General features: G+C 66.5%; 18 protein-coding genes. 5 read left to right on the forward strand and 13 right to left on the reverse strand.

Going from position 1 to position 20,117, the window contains the following annotated elements; all coding sequences use genetic code 11:
- Positions 1-4 precede the first annotated feature (4 nt).
- From AC56DV_RS23570 to AC56DV_RS23590, 5 genes are read right to left on the reverse strand one after another with little or no spacing between them, the layout of a single operon-like run.
- Positions 5-1,666, reverse strand: coding sequence for a methyl-accepting chemotaxis protein (locus AC56DV_RS23570; protein ID WP_496316655.1), 1,662 nt, complete (start codon positions 1,664-1,666; stop codon positions 5-7).
- A gap of 26 nt (positions 1,667-1,692) precedes the next feature.
- Positions 1,693-3,915, reverse strand: coding sequence for a chemotaxis protein CheA (locus AC56DV_RS23575; protein ID WP_496316656.1), 2,223 nt, complete (start codon positions 3,913-3,915; stop codon positions 1,693-1,695).
- Positions 3,912-4,256, reverse strand: coding sequence for an STAS domain-containing protein (locus AC56DV_RS23580; RefSeq protein ID WP_496316657.1), 345 nt, complete (start codon positions 4,254-4,256; stop codon positions 3,912-3,914). The genes AC56DV_RS23575 and AC56DV_RS23580 overlap by 4 nt, the downstream gene beginning before the upstream one ends.
- 16 nt (positions 4,257-4,272) lie before the next feature.
- Complete coding sequence (locus tag AC56DV_RS23585) at positions 4,273-4,641, reverse strand: response regulator (protein ID WP_496316658.1); 369 nt, start codon at positions 4,639-4,641, stop codon at positions 4,273-4,275.
- A gap of 10 nt (positions 4,642-4,651) precedes the next feature.
- On the reverse strand, positions 4,652-5,857 hold the full coding sequence (locus AC56DV_RS23590; RefSeq protein ID WP_496316659.1) for a methyl-accepting chemotaxis protein: 1,206 nt from the start codon (positions 5,855-5,857) through the stop codon (positions 4,652-4,654).
- A gap of 167 nt (positions 5,858-6,024) precedes the next feature.
- Between AC56DV_RS23590 and AC56DV_RS23595 the strand changes: the two genes are divergently transcribed.
- Complete coding sequence (locus tag AC56DV_RS23595) at positions 6,025-6,615, forward strand: chemotaxis protein CheD (protein WP_496316660.1); 591 nt, start codon at positions 6,025-6,027, stop codon at positions 6,613-6,615.
- Here the strand turns inward: AC56DV_RS23595 and AC56DV_RS23600 are convergent.
- The 3 genes from AC56DV_RS23600 to AC56DV_RS23610 all read right to left on the reverse strand — a co-directional run bounded on the left by AC56DV_RS23600 (position 6,581) and on the right by AC56DV_RS23610 (position 8,723).
- The gene (locus AC56DV_RS23600) at positions 6,581-6,922 is read right to left on the reverse strand and encodes a MerR family transcriptional regulator (protein ID WP_496316661.1); all 342 of its coding nucleotides are present in this window, start codon (positions 6,920-6,922) and stop codon (positions 6,581-6,583) included. The genes AC56DV_RS23595 and AC56DV_RS23600 overlap by 35 nt on opposite strands.
- 2 nt (positions 6,923-6,924) lie before the next feature.
- Complete coding sequence (locus tag AC56DV_RS23605) at positions 6,925-7,896, reverse strand: DnaJ C-terminal domain-containing protein (RefSeq protein WP_496316662.1); 972 nt, start codon at positions 7,894-7,896, stop codon at positions 6,925-6,927.
- A gap of 110 nt (positions 7,897-8,006) precedes the next feature.
- Entirely contained in the window at positions 8,007-8,723 is a 717-nt protein-coding gene (locus AC56DV_RS23610) for a beta/gamma crystallin family protein (protein ID WP_496316663.1), read from the reverse strand.
- Positions 8,724-8,867: 144 nt separating this feature from the next.
- Between AC56DV_RS23610 and AC56DV_RS23615 the strand changes: the two genes are divergently transcribed.
- Both AC56DV_RS23615 and AC56DV_RS23620 read left to right on the forward strand, forming a co-directional pair.
- The gene (locus AC56DV_RS23615; protein WP_496316664.1) at positions 8,868-10,265 is read left to right on the forward strand and encodes an MATE family efflux transporter; all 1,398 of its coding nucleotides are present in this window, start codon (positions 8,868-8,870) and stop codon (positions 10,263-10,265) included.
- Between the two features lie 118 nt (positions 10,266-10,383).
- On the forward strand, positions 10,384-12,600 hold the full coding sequence (locus AC56DV_RS23620) for a S9 family peptidase (RefSeq protein WP_496316665.1): 2,217 nt from the start codon (positions 10,384-10,386) through the stop codon (positions 12,598-12,600).
- Positions 12,601-12,694: 94 nt separating this feature from the next.
- On the opposite strand, the gene AC56DV_RS23625 is transcribed toward AC56DV_RS23620, so the two are convergent.
- The 3 genes from AC56DV_RS23625 to AC56DV_RS23635 all read right to left on the reverse strand — a co-directional run bounded on the left by AC56DV_RS23625 (position 12,695) and on the right by AC56DV_RS23635 (position 15,662).
- On the reverse strand, positions 12,695-12,886 hold the full coding sequence (locus tag AC56DV_RS23625; RefSeq protein ID WP_161072421.1) for a CsbD family protein: 192 nt from the start codon (positions 12,884-12,886) through the stop codon (positions 12,695-12,697).
- A 112-nt stretch (positions 12,887-12,998) separates the two neighbouring features.
- Entirely contained in the window at positions 12,999-13,631 is a 633-nt protein-coding gene (locus AC56DV_RS23630; protein WP_496316666.1) for a class I SAM-dependent methyltransferase, read from the reverse strand.
- 9 nt (positions 13,632-13,640) lie between these two features.
- A complete protein-coding gene (locus AC56DV_RS23635; RefSeq protein ID WP_496316667.1) occupies positions 13,641-15,662 on the reverse strand; it encodes a M13 family metallopeptidase in 2,022 nt (673 codons plus the stop codon).
- A 234-nt stretch (positions 15,663-15,896) separates the two neighbouring features.
- On the opposite strand from AC56DV_RS23635, the gene AC56DV_RS23640 reads away from it, so the two are divergent.
- Both AC56DV_RS23640 and AC56DV_RS23645 read left to right on the forward strand, forming a co-directional pair.
- Positions 15,897-16,724: an HDOD domain-containing protein gene (locus AC56DV_RS23640; protein ID WP_496316668.1), complete on the forward strand. Its 828-nt coding sequence runs from the start codon at positions 15,897-15,899 to the stop codon at positions 16,722-16,724.
- Between the two features lie 178 nt (positions 16,725-16,902).
- Positions 16,903-17,184: a flagellar protein FliT gene (locus AC56DV_RS23645; protein WP_496316669.1), complete on the forward strand. Its 282-nt coding sequence runs from the start codon at positions 16,903-16,905 to the stop codon at positions 17,182-17,184.
- 116 nt (positions 17,185-17,300) lie between these two features.
- On the opposite strand, the gene AC56DV_RS23650 is transcribed toward AC56DV_RS23645, so the two are convergent.
- Positions 17,301-18,521 (reverse strand): aspartate aminotransferase type Ic, encoded by a 1,221-nt coding sequence (locus AC56DV_RS23650; RefSeq protein ID WP_496316670.1) that lies wholly within the window; start codon positions 18,519-18,521, stop codon positions 17,301-17,303.
- Positions 18,522-18,748: 227 nt separating this feature from the next.
- Positions 18,749-19,987 (reverse strand): type IV pilus assembly protein FimV, encoded by a 1,239-nt coding sequence (locus AC56DV_RS23655; protein WP_496316671.1) that lies wholly within the window; start codon positions 19,985-19,987, stop codon positions 18,749-18,751.
- Between the last annotated feature and the right edge of the window lie 130 nt (positions 19,988-20,117).

Here is a 20,117-nt window from a genome sequence, read left to right on the forward strand (position 1 = left end):
TCGCTCAGAATTTGGTGAAGTGCGCTTCATCCGGCTCGCCTTCCGGGAAATGGGCGGTGCTCACATGGCCGCCCGAGGGCGAGGCCAGCTTGCGGCCGCCGGTGCGCGCGGCCGGTTTGCGCAGCGCCTGCACCGTGGCGCGGTGCTGCACCGGCGCGGCGCCGGCCACGCGGAAGAAGGCGATGGCGGCCTGCAGTTCCTCGGCCTGGCTGCTCATCTCCTCTGCGGTGGAAGCCAGTTCCTCGGAACCGGCGGCGTTCTGCTGGGTGGTGCTGGACAGTTGGCCGACGGCGGCGTTGATCTGGGCCACGCCGGTGGACTGCTCTTCCGACGCCGCCGTGATCTCCTGCACCAGGTCGGACGTTTTCTTGATGTTGGGGACCATGGAGTTCAGCAGTTCCCCGGCGCGCTCGGCCAGGCTCACGCTGCTGGCCGCCACTTCGCCGATTTCCTGCGCCGCCACCTGCGAGCGCTCGGCCAGCTTGCGCACCTCGGCCGCCACCACGGCAAAGCCCTTGCCGTGCTCGCCCGCGCGCGCCGCTTCGATGGCCGCGTTCAGCGCCAGCAGGTTGGTCTGGTAGGCGATATCGTCGATGATAACGATCTTGTTGGCGATCTGCTTCATCGCCGCCACGGTTTCCTTGACCGCCGCGCCGCCCTCGGTCGCTTCGATCGCGGCCTTGCTGGCCATGGCGTCGGTCACCTTGGCGTTCTCGGTGTTTTGCGCGATGGAGGCGGTCATTTCCTCGACCGAGGCGCTGGTCTGCTCCACGCCGGCGGCCTGCTCGCTGGCGGCCTGCGACAGCGACTGCGCGGTGGCGCTCACTTCCTCGGAAGCGCCGGCCAGCACCTGGGCGCCGTTGGTCACTTCGGCCACCACCTGCGACAGCTTGTCCACCATCTGCTTCATCGAATACAGCAGGCTGCTGCGGTCGCCTTCGCGCACTCGGATGTCGATCGCCAGGTTGCCATTGGCGACTTCGCCAACGATCTGCGCGGCGTAGTCAGGCTCGCCGCCCAGCTGGCGCAGCAGGCTGCGGATCAGGGCCCAGGACAGCAGCACGCCTATCAGCAGGCCGCCGCCTATCACGCCGGCGTTCAGGCGCGTGGTCTCGCCGTACTGCTTGACCGCGTCCTCGTATTCCTGCTTGGCCACGTCTTCCTGCAGGGTGCGCAGCTTGGTCAGCAGCTCCAGCGGCGGGTAGAAATCCTTCTCGATGGCGCGCATGGCTTCGGCGGCGGCCTTCTGGTTGCCGGACCTGGCCAGCGCCATGGCGGCGGCGCGCTTGTCGCTGTAGGCGTTCCAGCTCGGCGTGAATTCGTCGAGCAGCTTCTTTTCCTCGGCGGTGAGCACCGTGCCCAGGTAGTCGCCCATGTTCTTCTTGAGGGTGGCGTCGTTCTTTTCCGCAGCGGCCAGGTCGGCTTCCACTTCGGCCGGCGTGGCGGCGAACGATGCCTGCACGCTGCGGTGGCGGATGCGCAGCATGGCGTCGCCGATCTTGGCCAGCTGGCCGAGGGCGACGGTGCGGTCCTCGTACACGGTCTTGAGCTTGCCGTTGCTGAAGCTCATGCCGCGCATGCCGGCGTAGCCGACCGCCATCACGATGATGGACAGCAGCGCAACCAGGATACCGAGGCGGGTGCCTACCTTGAGTTTGTTGAACATGTTTTTCTCCAAATATCGTGAAATTGTTATGCTGCCTGTTGCGCGAGCGCCGGCAGATGCTGCGGCGGTGCGGCGGCGCCCAGCTGCTGCAGCAGTGCCGCCACATCCAGTATCAGCGCCACTTCGCCGCTGCCCAGGATGGTTGAACCGCTGATGCAGCGCACGCCGCTGAATACGGGGCTGAGCGGCTTGATGACGGTCTGGAACTCGCCCAGCAGCGCGTCCACCACCAGCCCGGCGCGCTGGCCGGCGTGCTTCAGCACCACAATGGATTCGCGCCGCCCCGCCGTGCCCTGCACGCCGAACAGGTCGCGCAGGCGCACGAAGGGCAGCACCTGGCCGCGCAGGTTGGCGTAGTCGTGCCCCGGCTCGGCGGTGAACTCGATGCACTCTTCTATCGTGTCGAGCGGGATCACGTAGGTGGACTTGCCCAGGCCAACCAGGAAGCCGTCGATGATGGCAAGCGTCAGCGGCAGGCGCACGGTGACGATGGTGCCCCTGCCTTCCGCGCTGTCGATGCCCACGCTGCCGCGCAGCGCGTTGATGTTGCGCTTGACCACGTCCATGCCCACGCCGCGGCCGGACAGGTTGGTTACCTGCTCGGCGGTGGAAAAGCCCGGTTCGAAGATGAGCGCGTAGATTTCGCTGTCGCTCAGTTTGCGGTCGGCCTCGACCAGCCCGCGCTCGACGGCCTTGGCGAAGATGCGCTCCTTCTTCAGGCCGCCGCCGTCGTCGCTCACTTCAATGACGATGCTGCCCGAGTCGTGGTAGGCGTTCAGCCGGACGGTGCCGCGCTCCGGCTTGCCCGCCGCGCGGCGCTGCGCGGCCGGTTCGATGCCGTGGTCGATGGCGTTGCGCACCAGGTGCATCAGCGGGTCGCCGATTTTTTCCACCACGGTCTTGTCCAGCTCCGCGTCCTCGCCGTTGACCACCAGGCAGATATCCTTGCCCAGTTCGCGCGACACGTCGTGCACCACGCGCTGGAAGCGGTTGAAGGTGGCGCCGATTTTCACCATGCGCAGCTGCAGCGCGCTGTCGCGCACTTCCTCCACCAGCGTGGACAGGCGCGAGGTGCTTTCCTGCAGCTCGGGGTTGCGCACGCGGCGCGCGATCAGGTTGGCCGAGGCGCCGGCGATGATCAGTTCCCCCACCAGGTTGATCAGGTGGTCCAGCTTGTCGGCGTCCACGCGCACGGTGCGCGCCTCGGCCGGTTTCGCCTCACCGGCGCCGTGCTGGCTTTTGTTCAGCTGCTGCCTGTGCAGCGCGGCGGCCACCACTTCCGGCTCCACCGTGCCCTGTCCCACCAGGATGGCGCCCAGCGGCGCGGTGGCCGCTTGCGGGTGCGGCTGCCAGTCCGCCGCTTCCAGCTGCTGGTCCAGGGCCGCCGCCAGTTCGCGCGCGGTCACGCTGCCGCAGCGCACCAGGATTTCGCCCAGGCGGCCGTCGGTTTCGGGCAGCTCGCGGATCAGCTGCACGTATTCTTCGATGCGGCTGCGCGGCGGCACGATGCGCAAGGTGCACTCGTCCTGCACGAACTCGAACACCGCTTCGATGGTGGCCTTGTCGGCCGTGCTGTCGAAGGCGATCTCGTAGCCCAGGTAGCAGGACTCGGGGTCCATCTGGTCATTGTCCGGCATCGCGTCCGGCAAGGTGGCGATGCCGGTGATGCGGCCGATCCGGTTCAGGTAGCGCAGGAAGGACAAGGGGTCCATGCCGTTGCGCAGCACGTCCGGGCCGAACCGCAGCGAGATGTGCCAGTGGTCGCCATGGGCGGCGCTGCCGCTGCCCTCCATGCGCTCCACGCCGTTCGCCTCGGCCACTACAGTAACAGTGGCAACTGCCGCGTCCTGGTGTGCCTCGCCGAGATAGGCCGACAGCTGCTGCAGCAGGGGCGCGCCGCGCTGCTGCATGGCGGCGTCGGCGCCGGCCTGCCCGGCTTCCACCGCGTCCGTCATGCTGCTGATATGGTCGCAGCAGCACAGCAGCAGGCTGACCAGCTGGCTGTCGGTATCCACCGTGCCGGCGCGCACTTCATCGAGCACGCTTTCCAGTACGTGGGTGAAGGCGACGATATGGTCCAGGCTGAACAGCCCGGCCGATCCCTTGATGGTGTGCGCGGCGCGGAAGATGGCGTTCACCGCTTCCAGCTTGTCGCCATGGCGGCCCAGCGACAGCAGCGCGTTCTCCATGTCCTCCAGCAGTTCGCGGCTCTCCGCGATGAAGGTCTGCAGTGCGTCGTCCAGGTTCATGCGGCGCTCCCGTTGCCATGGCCGCCCTCGGCCGCCATCAACAGCGGGTCGCCGAACCAGGCGGCCAGGTCCAGCAGTTCGAACACGTCCAGCACGGCCGGGCTGTGCGCCACCAGGCGCAGCTGGCGCTGCAGCTGCAAGGCGGCGCGCTTGGCCAGCATCAGCAGCTGCACGCCGGCGGTGTCGATCTCGGTCACGCCGGCCAGGTCCACTTCCAGCACCTGGCCGGCGGCGTGGGCGCAGTTGACGGCCGCCAGCAGCGCTTCTTTCAGTTCGGCGGCGCGGTAAATGGTCAGGTCGCCTTCGATAAACAGCAGATCCTGATCGGTTTCATCTGGCATGGCGGCTCCCGCTCGCTCAAGGCAGGCAGAGTTTTTGCACGGCGCCCAGCAGCACTTCCGGCTTGAAGGGCTTGACCACCCAGGCGCGCGCGCCGGCCGCCTGCCCTTCGCGCTTCTTGGCTTCCTGCGATTCCGTGGTCAGCATGATCACCGGCGTGAACTTGTGGCTGGCCTGCTGCTTCAGTTCGCGCACGAAGGTGATGCCGTCCATATTGGGCATGTTCACGTCGCACACGATCAGGTTGATCTTCTTGTCGCCCAGTTTGCTCAGCGCGATCTGGCCGTCGGCCGCTTCGATCACTTCATAGCCCGCGCTTTTCAGCGCAATGCCCACGACCTGCCGCAGCGAAGCCGAATCGTCTACCACCATAATGGTCTTGGCCATACCCTACTCCTTAAAAAAACGTGACTTCATCGGCCGGCGCAGGCAGCGCCGCAGGTTTGGCGCGCTGCCCGGAGGCCGGCGCAGTTGCGGATGCGGATGCCGGTGCAGATGCGGCGGCGCTGTCCAGCGCATATTCCTCGGCCATGGCATAGGTTTTTTCCAGCTCGGCCAGCAGGCCGGCGGCGTCCAGCGGCTGCAGGCGGCGGTCCTGCTCGAAGCTGTCGCAATTCTGTTCCAGCGCGCTGCGCAGCAAATCGATGTTCTGCTTCACGTGGCTCATGATCTGGGTCACGCGGTCCTGGAATTGCAGCTGCACCAGCGCCTCGCCCACTTCGTACTGGATGCCCACGCTTTCTTCCTTCAGCAGCTTGCTGGACTGGACCAGCGCGTCGGTCACGCCGCGGAAGCCGTTCAGCACACCGGCGATGGCCTGTTCGGACACCCGCATCGATTCTTCTTCCAGCGCGCCCGACTGCTGCGCCGCCTGCGCGGTGGCGACAATGGCGTTGCTGACCAGGGCCACCTTGTCGGCGATGCGGCGGCCGGTGTCGGCCGACTGGTTGGACAGCATGCGCACCTCCTTGGCCACCACGGCGAAGCCGCGGCCGCGCTCGCCGGCGCGCGCCGCCTCGATGGCCGCGTTCAGCGCCAGCAGATTGGTCTGCGCGGCGATGCTGGCCACGTCTGCCGCCATCTCCTTCAGCTCGCGCACGAACTGGGCCAGGCCGTTCACCTTGTCCAGCATGGCCGCCTTGCTTTCGGTGGCCGAACGCAGCGAGGCGACCACGCCTTGCAGCTCGCGCTCGCTGTTGGCGAACACCGTCACCAGGCCGCCGCCGTCCATGGACGCGGTGGCCACGCTGGAGGCGCCCACGGCCTGGTCCAGCCGCTCGACGATGCCGCCGAAGCGGCCGGCCAGCGCGGCCACCGCCTCGTCCATCTGGGATATCGAATTTTCTATGTGGCGCGACCAGATCGGCGCTACCGACACGCCCAGCGCGCGCTGGCCGTCCAGGTAGCGGTCCACCGACCGGTGAAAGCCGCTGTGCATGGCTTTGAAATACAGGCCGCTGACATAGCCGCAGCCCACCAGCAGCAATACGGTGAGGAAGCCGGCCAGGCTGAAGCCGCTGAAGGCCAGCACCGCGACGGCAGCCAGCACGGCCAGCGACAGCGGAAGGAGCAGACAGGCATTGCTGCGTACGAAGTTGTTCACTGCCGGGATTCTCCTAGGGATGCGCTCCCCGTCCAGCCGGGTGGAGTCGCCAGCGAACTGTATCCAGCAGGGAACTCCCTGTAACCTGTACTTTGGTACAGTGTGACGTTTCTTCCATGCACCAAAGTACAAGTTACAGCGGCCCGCTCCGCCGTTAGAGTGCGGACATGGCTAGAAATAACAACATGATCGATATTTTCCTGCTGCCCGGCGAGTACTTCGTCGGCGGGCCGGAATACCGCATCCGCACCCTGCTCGGGTCATGCGTGTCGATCACCCTGTGGCATCCGGTGCGGCGCATCGGCACCATGTCGCATTTCTTGTTGTCGGCGCGCAACTCGTCGAAGGAAATGGGCTTGAACAGCCGCTACGGGGAGGAGGCGCTGGAGCTGATGCTGGCCGAGCTGCGCGCCATGGGGGTGGACCCGACCGGGTGCCAGGCCAAGATTTTCGGGGGCAGCAAGATGTTCCCCGGGCTGGAAGACAAGAAGCCCAGCAATATCGGGCGCCAGAACGGCGAAGTGGCGCTGCGCCTGCTGCGCGCGCACGGCATACCGGTGGTGTCGGAAAGCCTGTACGGCGTGGGCCACCGCAGCATCATCTTCGATATCAGCAGCGGCAATGTGTGGAGCCGCCAGGCGCAGCCGGAAGAAGCGGCTGCGGCCGGGGGCAAGCCGGCAATGCGTGAGCTGGCGAGCGGCGAACCGGCGTCCGGCAAGCCTGCTATCGCGCTCCCGCGCTATGCAGCCTTGACTTGAGCCGCTGCACTTCCTCGCACAAGTCCACCACCAGCGCGGCCAGTTCCTCGTCGGCCTCGAAATCGCGTTCCACGCGCAGCAGGCTGAGCGCGCGCCGCAGTTCGCCGCTGGCGAAGCGCCACGCTTGCTGCGGGGCCGCAGTGGCCGCGCCCGCCGTGTCCACCACGATGGCAGCCTCCGCCACGCTGCACAGCAGCGCGCCGCTGCTCACGTGGCGCACCACCCAGTCCGGTTCCACGGCGCAGGCGCGCGCCAGTTCCTCCAGTGTCAGCGCCGCTTCATCCAGCAGCTGGCCATGAATCTGCATAATCACCCCTCCATGCCGGCGCGCGGATTGAAGTCCAGCTCGCGCGCCATGGTTTCGTACAGTTGGCGCGCGCGCTCGGTGTCGGCCGGCGGCAGCACCAGCTCCAGCAGCAGGTATAGGTCGCCGCCCGGCGTGCCCGCCTGCGCCTGCGCGCGCGAGGGCGGAATGCCGCGCCCTTTGAGCCGCAGCTTGCGCCCGCCCTGCGACTTGGGCGGCACCGTCACCGTGACGCGGCCCGACGGCGTGGGCACGGCGATCTCGGCGCCCAGCGCCGCTTCCCACGGCGCCACCGGCACCGTCTGGTAGACGTCGCGTCCTTCGATGCGGTAGCGCGCGTGGTGGCGGAAGCGGATTTCCAGGTACAGGTCGCCGGCCGGTGCGCCGCCGCTGCCCGGATGGCCCTGGCCCGACAGGCGCAACTGCTGGCCCGCGGTGATGCCTTGCGGAATATGCACGTCCAGCGTGCGCTCGCGCGTGACGGCGCGGCCGTGCGCGTCCTCCTCCTGCAGGCGGATGCTGACGGTGCGGCTGGCGCCGTGGTAGGCGTCGGCCAGGTCGATTTCCAGCGAAGCGTGGCTGTCCTCGCCGCGCTGCTGCATGGGACGGCCCCGGCCCGCCCGGCCGCGGCCGCCGCCGATGTTGGCGAACAGGTCGGCGAAGAAATCGCTGTCGAAGCCGGCGCCGCCGGGCGCGCGGCCCATGCCACCCATATTGCCCCAGTCCGGCGGCGGGCGGAATTCCTGGCCGGCGCGGTACTGGCCGTTGTTGCCCAGCGCGTCGTAGGCGGCGCGTTTCTCCGCGTCGCCCAGCACGCCGTAGGCTTCGTTCAATTCCTTGGTTTTCTTGTCCGCGTCCGCTTCCTTGCTGACGTCCGGATGGTATTTGCGCACCAGCTTGCGGTACGCCTTCTTGATATCGTCGGCGCTGGCGGTCTTGGGCACGCCCAGCGCCTGATAGTAGTCCTTGTATTCCACGATAGAGTGTCTCCAGGCTGCCCTGTCAGGTCCAGATTACAAGGAATCGCGCGCCGCCAGCGCGCGATTCGAACCGGCGCCCGGCCTGCCAGGCGCGCGGTTGGCCGCCGTTAGCGGATGCGGCGCAGCGATGACGGTTTGTCGTTCATCGGGCCCAGGTTGTCGTAGCGGCCGGGGCCGTAGACGACGCACTGGCCGCCGAAGTTGTCGTGCTCGCACAGCTGCCACTGGCCTTCATAGATCACCATGGAACTGGCGCGGTCGTTGAAGTCGGCCGCGCGGAAGCTGCGGGTTTCGCCCTGGAAGGACACGCGGCGGCCTTCGAAGCGCGCGTGCTCGAACAGCTCGATCGGGTCGGGACGGTTGTAGCCGCCGCCCTGGCGGTCGTCGTGTCGGTCGCGCCATTCTTCGCGGCGCTCCTCGCGGCGTTCGTCGCGGCGCTCGTCTCGATCGTCGCGTCCGTCACGGTCGCGGTCGCGGAAGCCGCCACCGCCGTGGCCGCGGCCGCCGCGCTCCACCTGGCGCAGCGAGGAAATGCTGTTGTTGAAGCGGCGCAGGTCGTTGTGCTCGCCGCGCTCGAACACGGCGCAGTAGCCGCCGAAATCCTTGTGTTCGCAAACTTCCCAGACGCCCGAATGCACCACCAGGCTGGAGGTGCGGTCGTTGAAGCCGGCCGCGCGCAGGTCGCGCGCACCGTCGCGGATGGTCACTTCTTCGCCGCGGAAGTTATCGCGCGAGAACAGCGTGACTTCGCCGGCCTGGGCGGCGGCGAACTGGCTCAGCAGGGCGGCCGCGAAGGCCAGGGTCTTGATGGTAGTGCGTTTCATGGGTCTATGCTCCGTTAGTTCTTCTCATCCAGCCGGTCGATGCCTTCTATCAACGATTTAGCCGGAGCATCAGCCTACACGACTGTGTAACAAATTCCTACTGTACCTAGTAGAATCGTTGCTTTAGTCCTAAGATTTCCCCCCATGCCGACCACCTTCACCCTGCCCCATATCCGCACCGAAGCCGCCGCCCTGTGGAAGCTGGCCTGGCCGGTGCTGGTGGGCCAGCTGGCCACGGTGGGCATGGCGGTGGCCGACGTGGCCATGACCGGCCACGCCAGCGCCGGCGAGCTGGCGGCCGTGTCGCTGGGCGCGTCGATCTGGTCCATCATCCTGGTCACCGTCAGCGGTACCATGATGGCGATTAACAGCGTGGTGGCGCACGAAGTGGGCGCCGGCGCCTTCGGCACCATTCCGCACTCGGTGCGCCAGGCGCTGTGGAAGGCGCTGGGCGTGGGCGTGGTCGCCGCGCTGCTGGCCAACCTGGCCACGCTGCTGTTCAACCACCTGTACCTGGAGCCGGAGATCAATGCGCGCGCCTCCATGTTCGTGCACATCATCAGCCTCGGCCTGCCGCCGTTCGCCGCCTACCGCGCGCTGTACGGCTATTCCACCTCCATCAACCAGACCAAGCCGGTGATGGTGATCGCCATCCTGGGGCTGCTGTTCAACGTGCTGGTCAACTGGCTGCTGATCTTCGGCCGCTTCGGCCTGCCCAAGCTGGGCGGCGTGGGCTGCGCGGTGGCCACCGCCGGCTGCATGTGGCTGATGCTGGGCGCCATGGTCCTGTGGATACGCCACGCCCCGGCCTACCGCCAGACCTACCCGTTCACGCACTGGGAGTGGCCGCACTGGCCGGAAATCCGCAGCATGCTCAGGCTGGGCCTGCCGATCGGCGTGACCTATTTCGCCGAGGTCAGCGCCTTCGGCGCGGTCAGCCTGCTGGTGGCGCGCTTCGGCGTGGTGGAAGTGTCGGCGCACCAGATCGCGCTCAATTTCGCCTCGCTGGTGTTCATGGTGCCGCTCAGCTTCGGCATCGGCCTCATCACGCGCGTGGGCCAGGCCATGGGCGAAGGCAATGCGGCGCGGGCCCGTTTCGCGTCCTGGGTGGGGGTGTCGATGTCGCTTATCTTCGCGCTGCTGTCGGCCATCTTCATCGCCCTGTTCCGGCACCAGATCGCCGCCGCCTACACCACCGACACGGCGGTGCAGGCGCTGTGCGCCCATTTGCTGCTGTTCGCCGCGCTGTTCCAGCTGTCGGACGCGGCCCAGGTGGCCTGCTCCTGCGCGATACGCGGCTACAAGGTCACGCGCCAGCCGATGCAGATCCAGCTGCTGGCGTTCTGGGTGTTCGCGCTGCCGGCCGGCTACCTGCTGGGCCTGGCGCCCGAATGGGCCCATGGCCTGTCCCTGGCGCCGGCCGCGCCCATGGCCGCCAGCGGCTTCTGGATCGGCCTGGTGCTGGGGCTGACCATCGCGGCCGTGCTGCTGACCGGCTTCCTGAACCGGCTGTCGCTGCAGCGCCTGCACGCGCGCGCATGAGCATGCTTGAGCATGCCCAGCGCGCCGAATGAAACACGGTTTTTCGGCGCGTTTTCCAAATCCCAGCAATGCGGCACTCTGGTATTGTCTTGCCCACTTGAACATTTCGGGATCTTCCATGCGCTTTATCCTCTCCTTCCTGGCATTGGCGGCGGCCATGCCGGCCTACGCTGAACGTTTGACGCTGGACCGCATCTACGGCGACCAGGCCCTGGCCGGCGCCGGCGTGCGCAGCCTCAAGGTGTCGCCCGACGGCGCCCGCGTGACCTTCCTGCGCGGCCGCGACGACAACCAGTACCAGCTGGACCTGTGGGAATTCAACATGAAGGACAAGACCCAGCAGCGCCTGGTGGACTCGAAAACCCTGGTGCCGGAAGAGAACCTGTCGGACGCGGAAAAAGCCAAGCGCGAGCGCGAGCGCACAGCCAGCCTGAAAGGCATCCTGAGCTACAGCTGGTCGCCGGACGGCAAGCAGCTGCTGGTGCCGATCGCCGGCAACCTGTACCTGATCGACACCGCAAAGCCGGACTCGGCGCGCCTGGTGGCGTCCGGCGCCGTGCTGGACCCGAAAATTTCGCCGCAGGGCCGCTTCGTGTCCTTCGTGCGCAACCAGAACCTGTTCGTGATCGAGCTGGCCACCGGCAAGGAGCGCCAGCTGACCACCGACGGCGGCGGCCTGATCCACAATGGCGAAGCCGAGTTCATCGCCCAGGAAGAAATGGGCCAGCGCACCGGCTACTACTGGGCGCCGGACGACAGCGCCATCGCCTACAAGCGCTACGACGACAGCCCGGTGCCGGTGGCGCGCCGCTTTGAAATCTACGCCGACCGCACCGACGTGGTGGAGCAGCGCTACCCCGCCGCCGGCGACCCGAACGTGACGGTGCAGCTGAAGATCGTCTCGCCGGTGAGCGGCGAGACGCGCGACGTGGACCTGGGCGCCAACCCGGACATCTACCTGGTGCGCGCCGACTGGAGCGCCAACAGCAAGGCGCTGCTGTTCCAGCGCCAGAGCCGCGACCAGAAGACCTTGGAACTGATCTCGGTGGACGCCGCCACGCTCAAGCAGCGCGTGCTGATCACCGAGAAAGCCGACACCTGGACCACCATCCACGACGACCTGCGCTTCCTGAAAAACCGCGACGCCTTCATCTGGTCCTCCGAGCGCAGCGGCCGCAACCACCTGTACCTGTACAGCCTGGACGGCAAGCTGCTGCACGCCATCAGCAAGGGCGAGTGGGGCATCGACAACGTGCTGGCGGTGGACGAGAAGGCCGGCAAGGTCTACGTTTCCTCCAACCGCGACGCGGTGATCGACAAGCAGACCTACGTGCTGGCCCTGAACGGCAGCACGGCCGACAAGCCCAAGCGCATCACCCAGGGCGACGGCTGGCACGACGCCGCGTTCTCGCGCAACGGCGAAGTGTTCGTCGACACCTATTCCAACCCGAGCACGCCGCCGCAGGTCAGCATCCGCCGTCCGGACGGCAGCATGGTCGACTGGCTGGAACACAACGAGCTGAACGACAAGCACCCGTACGCCCGGTTCAAGGCCGACCACCTGCCGACCGAATTCGGCACCCTGCCGGCGAAAGACGGCCAGACGCTGCACTACTCCATCATCAAGCCGTACAAGTTCGACGCCGGCAAGCGCTACCCGGTCTACCTGTCCACCTACGGCGGGCCGCACGCGCAGCACGTGGCGCGCAAGTGGGGCAACTACTTCGACCAGTACATGGCGCAGCAAGGCTTCGTGGTGTTCCGCCTGGACAACCGGGGCTCCTCGCGCCGCGAGCGCGTGTTCACCGACGCCAACTACAAGCGCCTGGGCACGGTGGAAGTGGAAGACCAGCTGAGCGGCGTCGAATGGCTGAGCAAGCAAAGCTTCGTGGACGCCAAGCGCATCGGCGTGTTCGGCTGGAGCTACGGCGGCTTCATGACCTTGCGCCTGCTGTCGCAAGCGTCCGACAAGATCGCCATGGGCGTGTCGGTGGCGCCGGTGACGGACTGGAAACTGTACGACACCCACTACACCGAGCAGTTCATGAGCACGCCGAAGGACAACGCCGAAGGCTACAAGCAGAGCAGCATCTACGCCCACGTGGACGGCCTGAAGTCGCCGCTGCTGCTGGTGCACGGCATGGCCGACGACAACGTGCTGTTCACCAACACCACGCGCATGATCGACGCGCTGGTCAAGCGCAATGTGCAGTTCGAGCTGATGACCTACCCGGGCGCCAAGCACGGCATCTCCGGCACCACCAGCCAGCGCCATGTGTACGGCAACATCGAAGCCTTCTTCAAGAAGAACCTCAAGCCCGAAACGATTCAGTAAAGAAAAATGGGGTCAGGGTTAATTATCCATGCGGATAATTAACCCTGACCCCATATTGCCGCCTGGAAGCCCGCGTGATGCGGGCTTTTCCGTTTTAGCGGTTGCCGCGGTCGATGGCGTCCTTGACCACTTCCTTGGCGTCGCCTACGCCCTTCTGCAGTTTGCCTTCGGACTGCTTGGCCAGGCCCTTGGCCTGCTGCTCGGAGCTGCCTACCAGTTTGCCAGCTTCTTCCTGAACTTTACCGGCGATGTCTTTCGCTTTGCCTTTGACTTGGTCCTTGTTCATGATGCTCTCCTTGGTTGGTTAGGCTCACACGCAATTGCGGTGTGCTGGAGTGCATCGTAGCCCTCGGGCATGTACGCTTCTGTACGCTCGCGCACACTAGGCCGATATAGGCTTACCGGCTCAGCGGCTTGCGCCACAGGCTGGCCAGCCAGGGCTGCTCTGCGCGAGGCAGGCCGGGCGGACGGTAGTAGTGGCCCAGCGCTTCGAAGCCGGCGGCGGTCACGTAGCGTTCCCATGTTTCGTAGTCGTAATAGCTGCCGTAGCGCGGGCCGTTCCAGCCTTCGCGGTTGTCGCCGCGCGGATTGGAACTGAACAGCACGCCGTCCGGCTTGAGCGCGGCGTACAGGCGCAGCAGCACGTCCGGCAGGGCGGCGCTGGGCACATGGAACAGGGAGGCGTTGGCGAAGATGCCGTCGAACCCGGCGGCGGGCAGGTCGAGCTGCACGAAGTCCTGCTGCCACACTTCGCAGCCGCTCCACGCGCGCGCCATGCGCACGAACTCGGCCGAGCCGTCGATGCCGACGGCGCTGTGGCCCAGCGCGGTGAAGGTCTTGAGGTCGCGCCCCGGTCCGCAGCCCAGGTCGAGGATGCGGTACGGGGGGCTGGACCGGATGGCGCCAAGCAGCGCGGACACGTTCTGGCTCACGTCGTGGTCGCGCGTGCCTTCGAAAAACTGCTGCGCGCTGTGCTCGTAGTGGCGCAGCGTGGCCTGCGTGATTTGCTTGATGTCGTTATCCGGTTCCATGCCCCTACTTTACCAGACGCGCACGCGCTGCTGCGGCGCCAGGTACAGCTGCTGGCCGGGCTGGACGTTGAAGGCCTTGTACCACGCGTCCAGGTTGCGCACGGTGTAGGTGCGCCACTGGGCCGGCGCGTGGCCGTCCGTCATCACCTGGCGCCGCAGCGACGGTTCGCGCGCCACGCTGCGCCAGCCTTGCGCGTAGCCGAGGAAGAAGGCGCGGTCGTCGCCCTGCGGGTTGGCAATCTTGAAGGCGTCGTAGGACGCGGCCAGGCCGGCCAGGTCGGACAGGTTTTCGCTCAGGGTCAGCTGGCCGTTGATGGCCAGGTCGGCGAACGGCTTGTAGCCGCTGTATTGCGCCACCAGCGCAGCGGATGCGCTCTTGAAGTGGGCCGCGTCGGCCGGGGTCCACCAGTCGCGCAGGCGGCCTTCGGAGTCGAACTGGGAACCGGCGTCGTCGAAGCTGTGGCTGATTTCGTGGCCGATGATGGCGCCGATGGCGCCGTAGTTCTGCGCGTCCGGCCCTTTCGGATCGAAGAACGGCGGCTGCAGGATGGCGGCCGGGAAGTTCAGCGCGTTCTGCATCGGCATGTTGACGGCGTTCACCAGCTGCGGCGGCATGCACCACTCCTTGCCGTCCACCGGCTGCTGCAGCTTGGCCAGCTGCTGCACGTAGCGCAGCCGGGACGCGCGCCCGGCGTTGCCGTAGGCGTCGTCGGCTTTCACCGCCAGCTGGTGGTAGGAGGTGAATTTGTCCGGGTAGCCGACGCCGACGTACAGCGCGTCCAGCTTGGCGTGCGCTTCCTTGCGGGTGGCCGGCGCCATCCAGTCCAGCCGGTCGATGCGGCCGTGGAAGGCGTGCACGATGTTGGCCACCATTTGCTGCAGCTTGGCCTTGGCTTCGGGCGGGAAGTGCTTGGCGACGTACAGCTTGCCAACCGCGTCCGGCATGCCGCCGTTGACGGCGTCCAGGCCGCGTTTCCAGCGCGCGGCCATCTGCGGCGTGCCGCCCAGCGTGCGGCCGTAGAAGTCGAAATGCTGCTCGGTGAACGCTTGCGGCAGGTGCGCGGCATTGGTGTTGATGGTGTGGAAGGCGAGGAAGTCCTTCCAGGCGTCCAGCGAACACTCTTTCAGCAGCGCGGCCACGCCCACCACCGCGCCCGGGTGCCACAGCATGAAGCTGTGCTGCTTGCCCAGGCCGGCGGTATGGAAGAACAGCTTCCAGTCCATGCCCGGCGCTTTTTTGGCGAAGTCGGCCGCGCTCCAGGTGTTGTTGGCCTTGAGTACGTCGGCCGAGTCTTCGCGGCTGGCGTGGGTCAGCGCCAGTTTGCGCTCCAGCTCGTACACCCGCGCGGCGCGGGTTTCGGGGTCGCTATAGCCGGCCAGCTTGAACATGGCGGCGATGTGGGCCTGGTAGGCGGTGCGCAGTTTGTGCATGCGCTCGTTGTCCTCCAGGTAGTACACGCGGTCCGGCAGGCCCAGGCCGCCCTGCAGCAGGTAGGGCATGTTGCGCTTGGGCTCGTTCAAGCCTTGCGCCACCCACAAGCCGAGGATGTTCTCGGTATGGAAATCGGTATTGTTGAGCGGATCGACGTCGGCGCGCACGGTGGCGGCCAGGGCGCGGGTCAGCTCGGTCTTGTCCTTGATGGCGGCGATCTTCTTCAGGGCCGGCTGCATGGGCGCCGTGCCGTGCGCTTCAATGGCGGCCTCGTCCATAAAGGCGCGATAGTAGTCGCTCACTTTCACCGCCTCGGGGCCGGCCTGCCTGTCTCCCGGCACCGCTTCGATCAGTTTGATGATGCGCTGGTTGGTTTCCTCGGCCAGCTGGGCCATGGAACTCCAGCTGCCGCGGTCGGCCGGGATCTGGGTCGACTTCAGCCAGTCGGCGTTGGCGTAGGCAAAGAAGTCGTCGCCGGGCTGCAGGGCGGCGGGGGCATTGGCGGCAGGGGCGTCCGCCTGGGCCGCGCAGGCAGGCGCGATAGCCTGGAGGGCGCCGGCCAGCGCAAAGCTGAGTACGGTCTTGATGGGTGCGTGCATGTCCTGTTCCTGTTGTTGTGATTTTGGTCGGCGTGATACGCCAGCATCCACTCTAAGCAAGTGCCCGGCGGGAAGCGAGCGCCGTGCGACAGACTGCGGATTCCGGGGATGCGCTGCAGAATACAGGGAATGCTGTGCATCAATGCTACGCGCGGCATAAAAAGGCCACAAAATTGCGGCGAATCGCTATATAGTTCACCTACAGCAACGCACATAAAACCAGGAGAGCCCCCTATGAAACTTGAAGCCCTTTTCCAGAACCCGACTGCGTTGCCCACGGCTCCCAAAGTTGTCGAAGAACTCATCAGCAGCTTCGACAAGGCCAGCGTTTCCACCGAAGAGATCGCGAAAAAACTGTCCACCGACCCCGTGCTCAGCGCCAAGCTGCTGCGCCTGGCCAACTCGGCCTACTACCACGTCTCGCGCAGCATCGGCACCGTTGAAGACGCCGTGCTGATGCTGGGCTTCGTCACCGTGCGCACGCTGGTGATCAGCTCTGGCCTGGTGAGCGGCTTCAAAACCGTGCCGGGCCTGGACCTGAAACAGTTCTGGCGCTACAGCCTGTACACCGCGGTGTCGGCCAAGTGGATTGCCAAAAAAACCAAGGAGAACACCGACCTGGCATTTACCATCGGCATGATGCACGCCATCGGCCAGCTGGTAATGCACGCGGCCATGCCGGAGCAAGCCATGCAACTGGACAAGGTTGCCGGTCCGCTGGATTCGCGCCGCCTGGACGCCGAGCAAGCCTCGCTGGCCTACAACTTCGCCGACGTGGGCGCGGAACTGGCCAGGCGCTGGAAGTTCCCGGAAGCCTTCTCCGAGACCATCATGGCCTTCCCGGACCCGATGAACCACGAGCACGGCACCCGCCTGGCCGGCATCATCCACCTGGCGGCCTGGCGCGCGCGGGTGGAAGAGAACAAGCTGACGGACGAGGAAATCGAAGCCTGCTACCCGACCGAGATCGCTGAAGAACTGGGCCTGGAGCCGAACGCGCTGATCGACGACATGCCGCCGCCTAGCGAACTGAGCGCCGGCCTGGAAGAACTGGTCAAGTAATCCCGCCCTGCCCTCCGTTGCCACCATCGGCCGGCGCCGCCCTTCGGGGCCGCGCCGGCTTGTCTTTTTGAGCACCCCAAAATATTTTCAAATTATTTTTCGAAAACCCTAAAGTTCCCGGAACGCATGACGTTAATCCAGACAAGCAGTAATCCATTTTACTTTTTCAGGATGCGCCATGAACGCCACCGAAGTGCTCGCTATGTACGAAAATGTTGCCGGCCTGACCACTAACATGGCCATGGCAGCGCGCGCGAGCGACTGGGAAAGCCTGGGCCGCCTGGAGAAGCAAACCGCCATGGCCACCGCCACCGTGGCAGCCGGCGCCACCGTGGCCCCGCTGGACGGCGCAGCCCGCCAGCGCAAGATCGACCTGCTGAAGCAAATCCTCGCCAACGACCGCGCCATCCGCGACGTGACCGAACCGTGGCTGAACCGCACGCCCGGCATGGCCCAGTAAGCCTCCCCCGCCCCAACGATCAAAGCGCCTCACGGCGCTTTTTTATTTCCTACGAGGAAAATGGAGCCTGACCCCATTTTCCTTGCACGCAATTACTTGCTGAATTACTGGCTGAATTACTGGCTGACCGCTACGCGCAGGGACAGGGCGATGCCCTTGGCGGCCTGGCGGATTTCGTCCAGCGAGGGGAAGCTGGGGGCGATGCGGATGTGGCTGTCGTCCGGGTCGTTGCCGTAGGGGTAGGCGGCGCCGGCCGGGGTCAGCGTGATGCCGGCCTCTTTCGCCAGCGCGATGGTGCGCTTGGCGGCGCCCGGCGGGGTGACCAGGTCGATGAAATAGCCGCCCTTCGGACGGGTCCAGCTTACGCCCTCCACTTGGCCCAGGAATTCCTCGAACTGCGCCAGCACGATGTCGAACTTGGGCTTGAGCAGCGCGCGGTGCTGTTCCATCAGCGCTTCGACGGTGGCCTTGTCTTTCAGGAAGCGCACATGGCGCAGCTGGTTGACCTTGTCCGGGCCGATGCTGCGGATGCCGGCGTGCTTGGTCCACCAGGCGATGTTGGCCGGCGAAGCGGCCAGCGCGGCCACGCCGGAACCGGCCCAGCTGACCTTGGAGCTGGAGGCAAATACGATGGCGCGGTCCGGGTTGCCCGCTTTGGCGCACTCGTCCAGGATGCTGGCCATGCCGATTTTCTCGTCGCCCAGGTGGTGGAAGCGGTAGGCGTCGTCCCACATCAGGCGGAAGTCGGGGGCGGCGGTTTTCATCGCGGCCAGGCGGCGCACGGTGTCGTCCGAGTAGACCACGCCGCCCGGATTGCTGTACTTCGGCACGCACCACATGCCCTTGATGCTGGCGTCCGCCGCCACCAGGCGCTCGACCAGGTCCATGTCCAGGCCGTCTTCCGTCATCGGCACGTTGATCATCTTGATGCCGCGCTGCTCGCAGATGGCGAAGTGGCGGTCGTAGCCCGGCACCGGGCACAGGAAACTGACCGGCTGGCCGGACGCCATCCATGGCGCATGGCCGGGCACGCCCAGCAGCAGGCTGTAGACGATGACGTCATGCATCAGCGACAGGCTGGCGCTGCTGTCGACCACCACTTGCGCAGCCGGCACGTCCAGCAGTTCGCCGAACAGGGCGCGCGCTTCCGGCAGGCCGACACCGCCGCCGTAGTTGCGGGTGTCGGTGCCGTCGTGCGCGGCGTAGCCGTCCAATGCGGCCATCAGGGCGTTGGACAGGTCCAGCTGCTCGGGCGCGGGCTTGCCGCGCGACATGTCGAGTTTCAGGCCGAGTTGCTTGAATGCGTCGTATTGCGACTGTATTGATGCGGTGCTCATGATGCCTTTCCTTTTTGTATTGAAAGCGGGTGCGCAGTGCGCGGGCACCACCCAGCGCCTGTCGCCAGGCGGAAGCGCTGGCGGTACTGGGGAAAAGGAAAGGGATGCTGGCGAGCGGCGCCAGGTCATTCATGGCGCCGGGGTTGGCGCGGTTGCCCATGCCGGGATGGCAACCTGGCGAGTATAGCGCGTTTTGCGCGCCGCCGCCGGCCCCGCTCGTATGGTGCTTATTCCTTGTCGGGTATAGCTTCGGCGGCGGCCGCCGCTTCCGGCGCGGCGGCGTTTTTGTCCTTGCGCCAGCCTTGCCAGACCTTCAGCGGCGCTGTGGAGAACTTGATCTTCTTGCGGCGGATCAGGTAGGCCAGCACGCCGCCAAGCAACGCCAGCAGCAGGACGCCGCCCACCACCATGGCGGTGGTGTTGACGCCGCCGGCTTCGCGCTTTTTCTTGCCGTTGGCCTTGGACGGCGCGGAAGGCGGAATGACCGTGCCCGCCTTGTTGGCCGCCTCCGGCGCGCCGGATGCGGGCGCGCCGGCGCCGGCGGCCGTCGCGGCCGTGACTGCGGCGGCTGTGGCGGCAGCGCCGGGGGCTGGTGCGGCGGCGCCGCCCTGCCCCAGGGCAGCCTGCAACTGCTTGACCTTGTCTTCCAAGTCCACCAGCTTGGTCTTCAACTCGGCATTGGTCTGGTCCAGCGCCACGCATTGCTGCGCCTCGCCGTCGGTCTGGCCGGGCGCGCAGACGCCGGCCTTGGCCGCCCCGGTTTTGCTCCTGGCCACGCGCGGCTCGGGGCCGAGCTTGATGGGCACCGCCGCCGGGCCGGGCTTGACTTCGGCTGCCGCCGGCGCGCTGGAAGCGCTGTCGCCGGCAGCGTCGCGCGCCGCGTTCGCCGCCGCGCGCATCCTGGCGGCGCGCATGGCGGCTGCGCGGTTGGCCGTCGCCTGGGCCTCCTGCGCGGCCCGCTCAGCGGCGGACGGCGCAGCGGCGGGTCCGGCGGCAGGGGCAGGGACAGGAGCAGGCGCGGCCACAGCTGCGCGCACAGGCGCCGGCTCCGGCGTCAGCCACAGCGTGGCCGAGCGCACGCTGGCGCGGCTGCCCGTGCCCAGTTCCAGGTAAAGGTGCACCAGCTCGGCATCCAGCGGCTGCAGAGTTGTCAGATGCAAAAACTGCCGGTTGTCGCGCTTGACCACCGACATGCGCAGCGACGACAGCGCCGGATGCATGCGCACGTTCGCGCCCAGATAGATATCCGGCCCGGCCAGCCTCACCTGCACGCCCGCCTGGTCCTCTTGCGTCAGCATCACCAGTTCGATATCGGCCGACAACTGCTGCCCGATATGCGAGCGCACCACCACGTCGCCCAGCTCGGCCGCCAGCGCGGCGGACGGCCATGCAGCGCACGACAGCACCGCCGCCAGTACGAGGGCGCCGGTGCGGGCGGCAGGAAAACGGTAAGGACGACGCTGCATGTATTCGGGGTCGCTAAGCTGCGAATTTCTAAAGTGTAACAGTCTTAACGGCTGGAATTCCCGGTTTTGAAGTCCTGCGCCGGAAATTGGACTCTGCGCTACACTAATTGCATATTCCATCACGAGAGGC

Source organism: Massilia sp. BGA-UO-ETr-WB1, assembly GCF_059567845.1.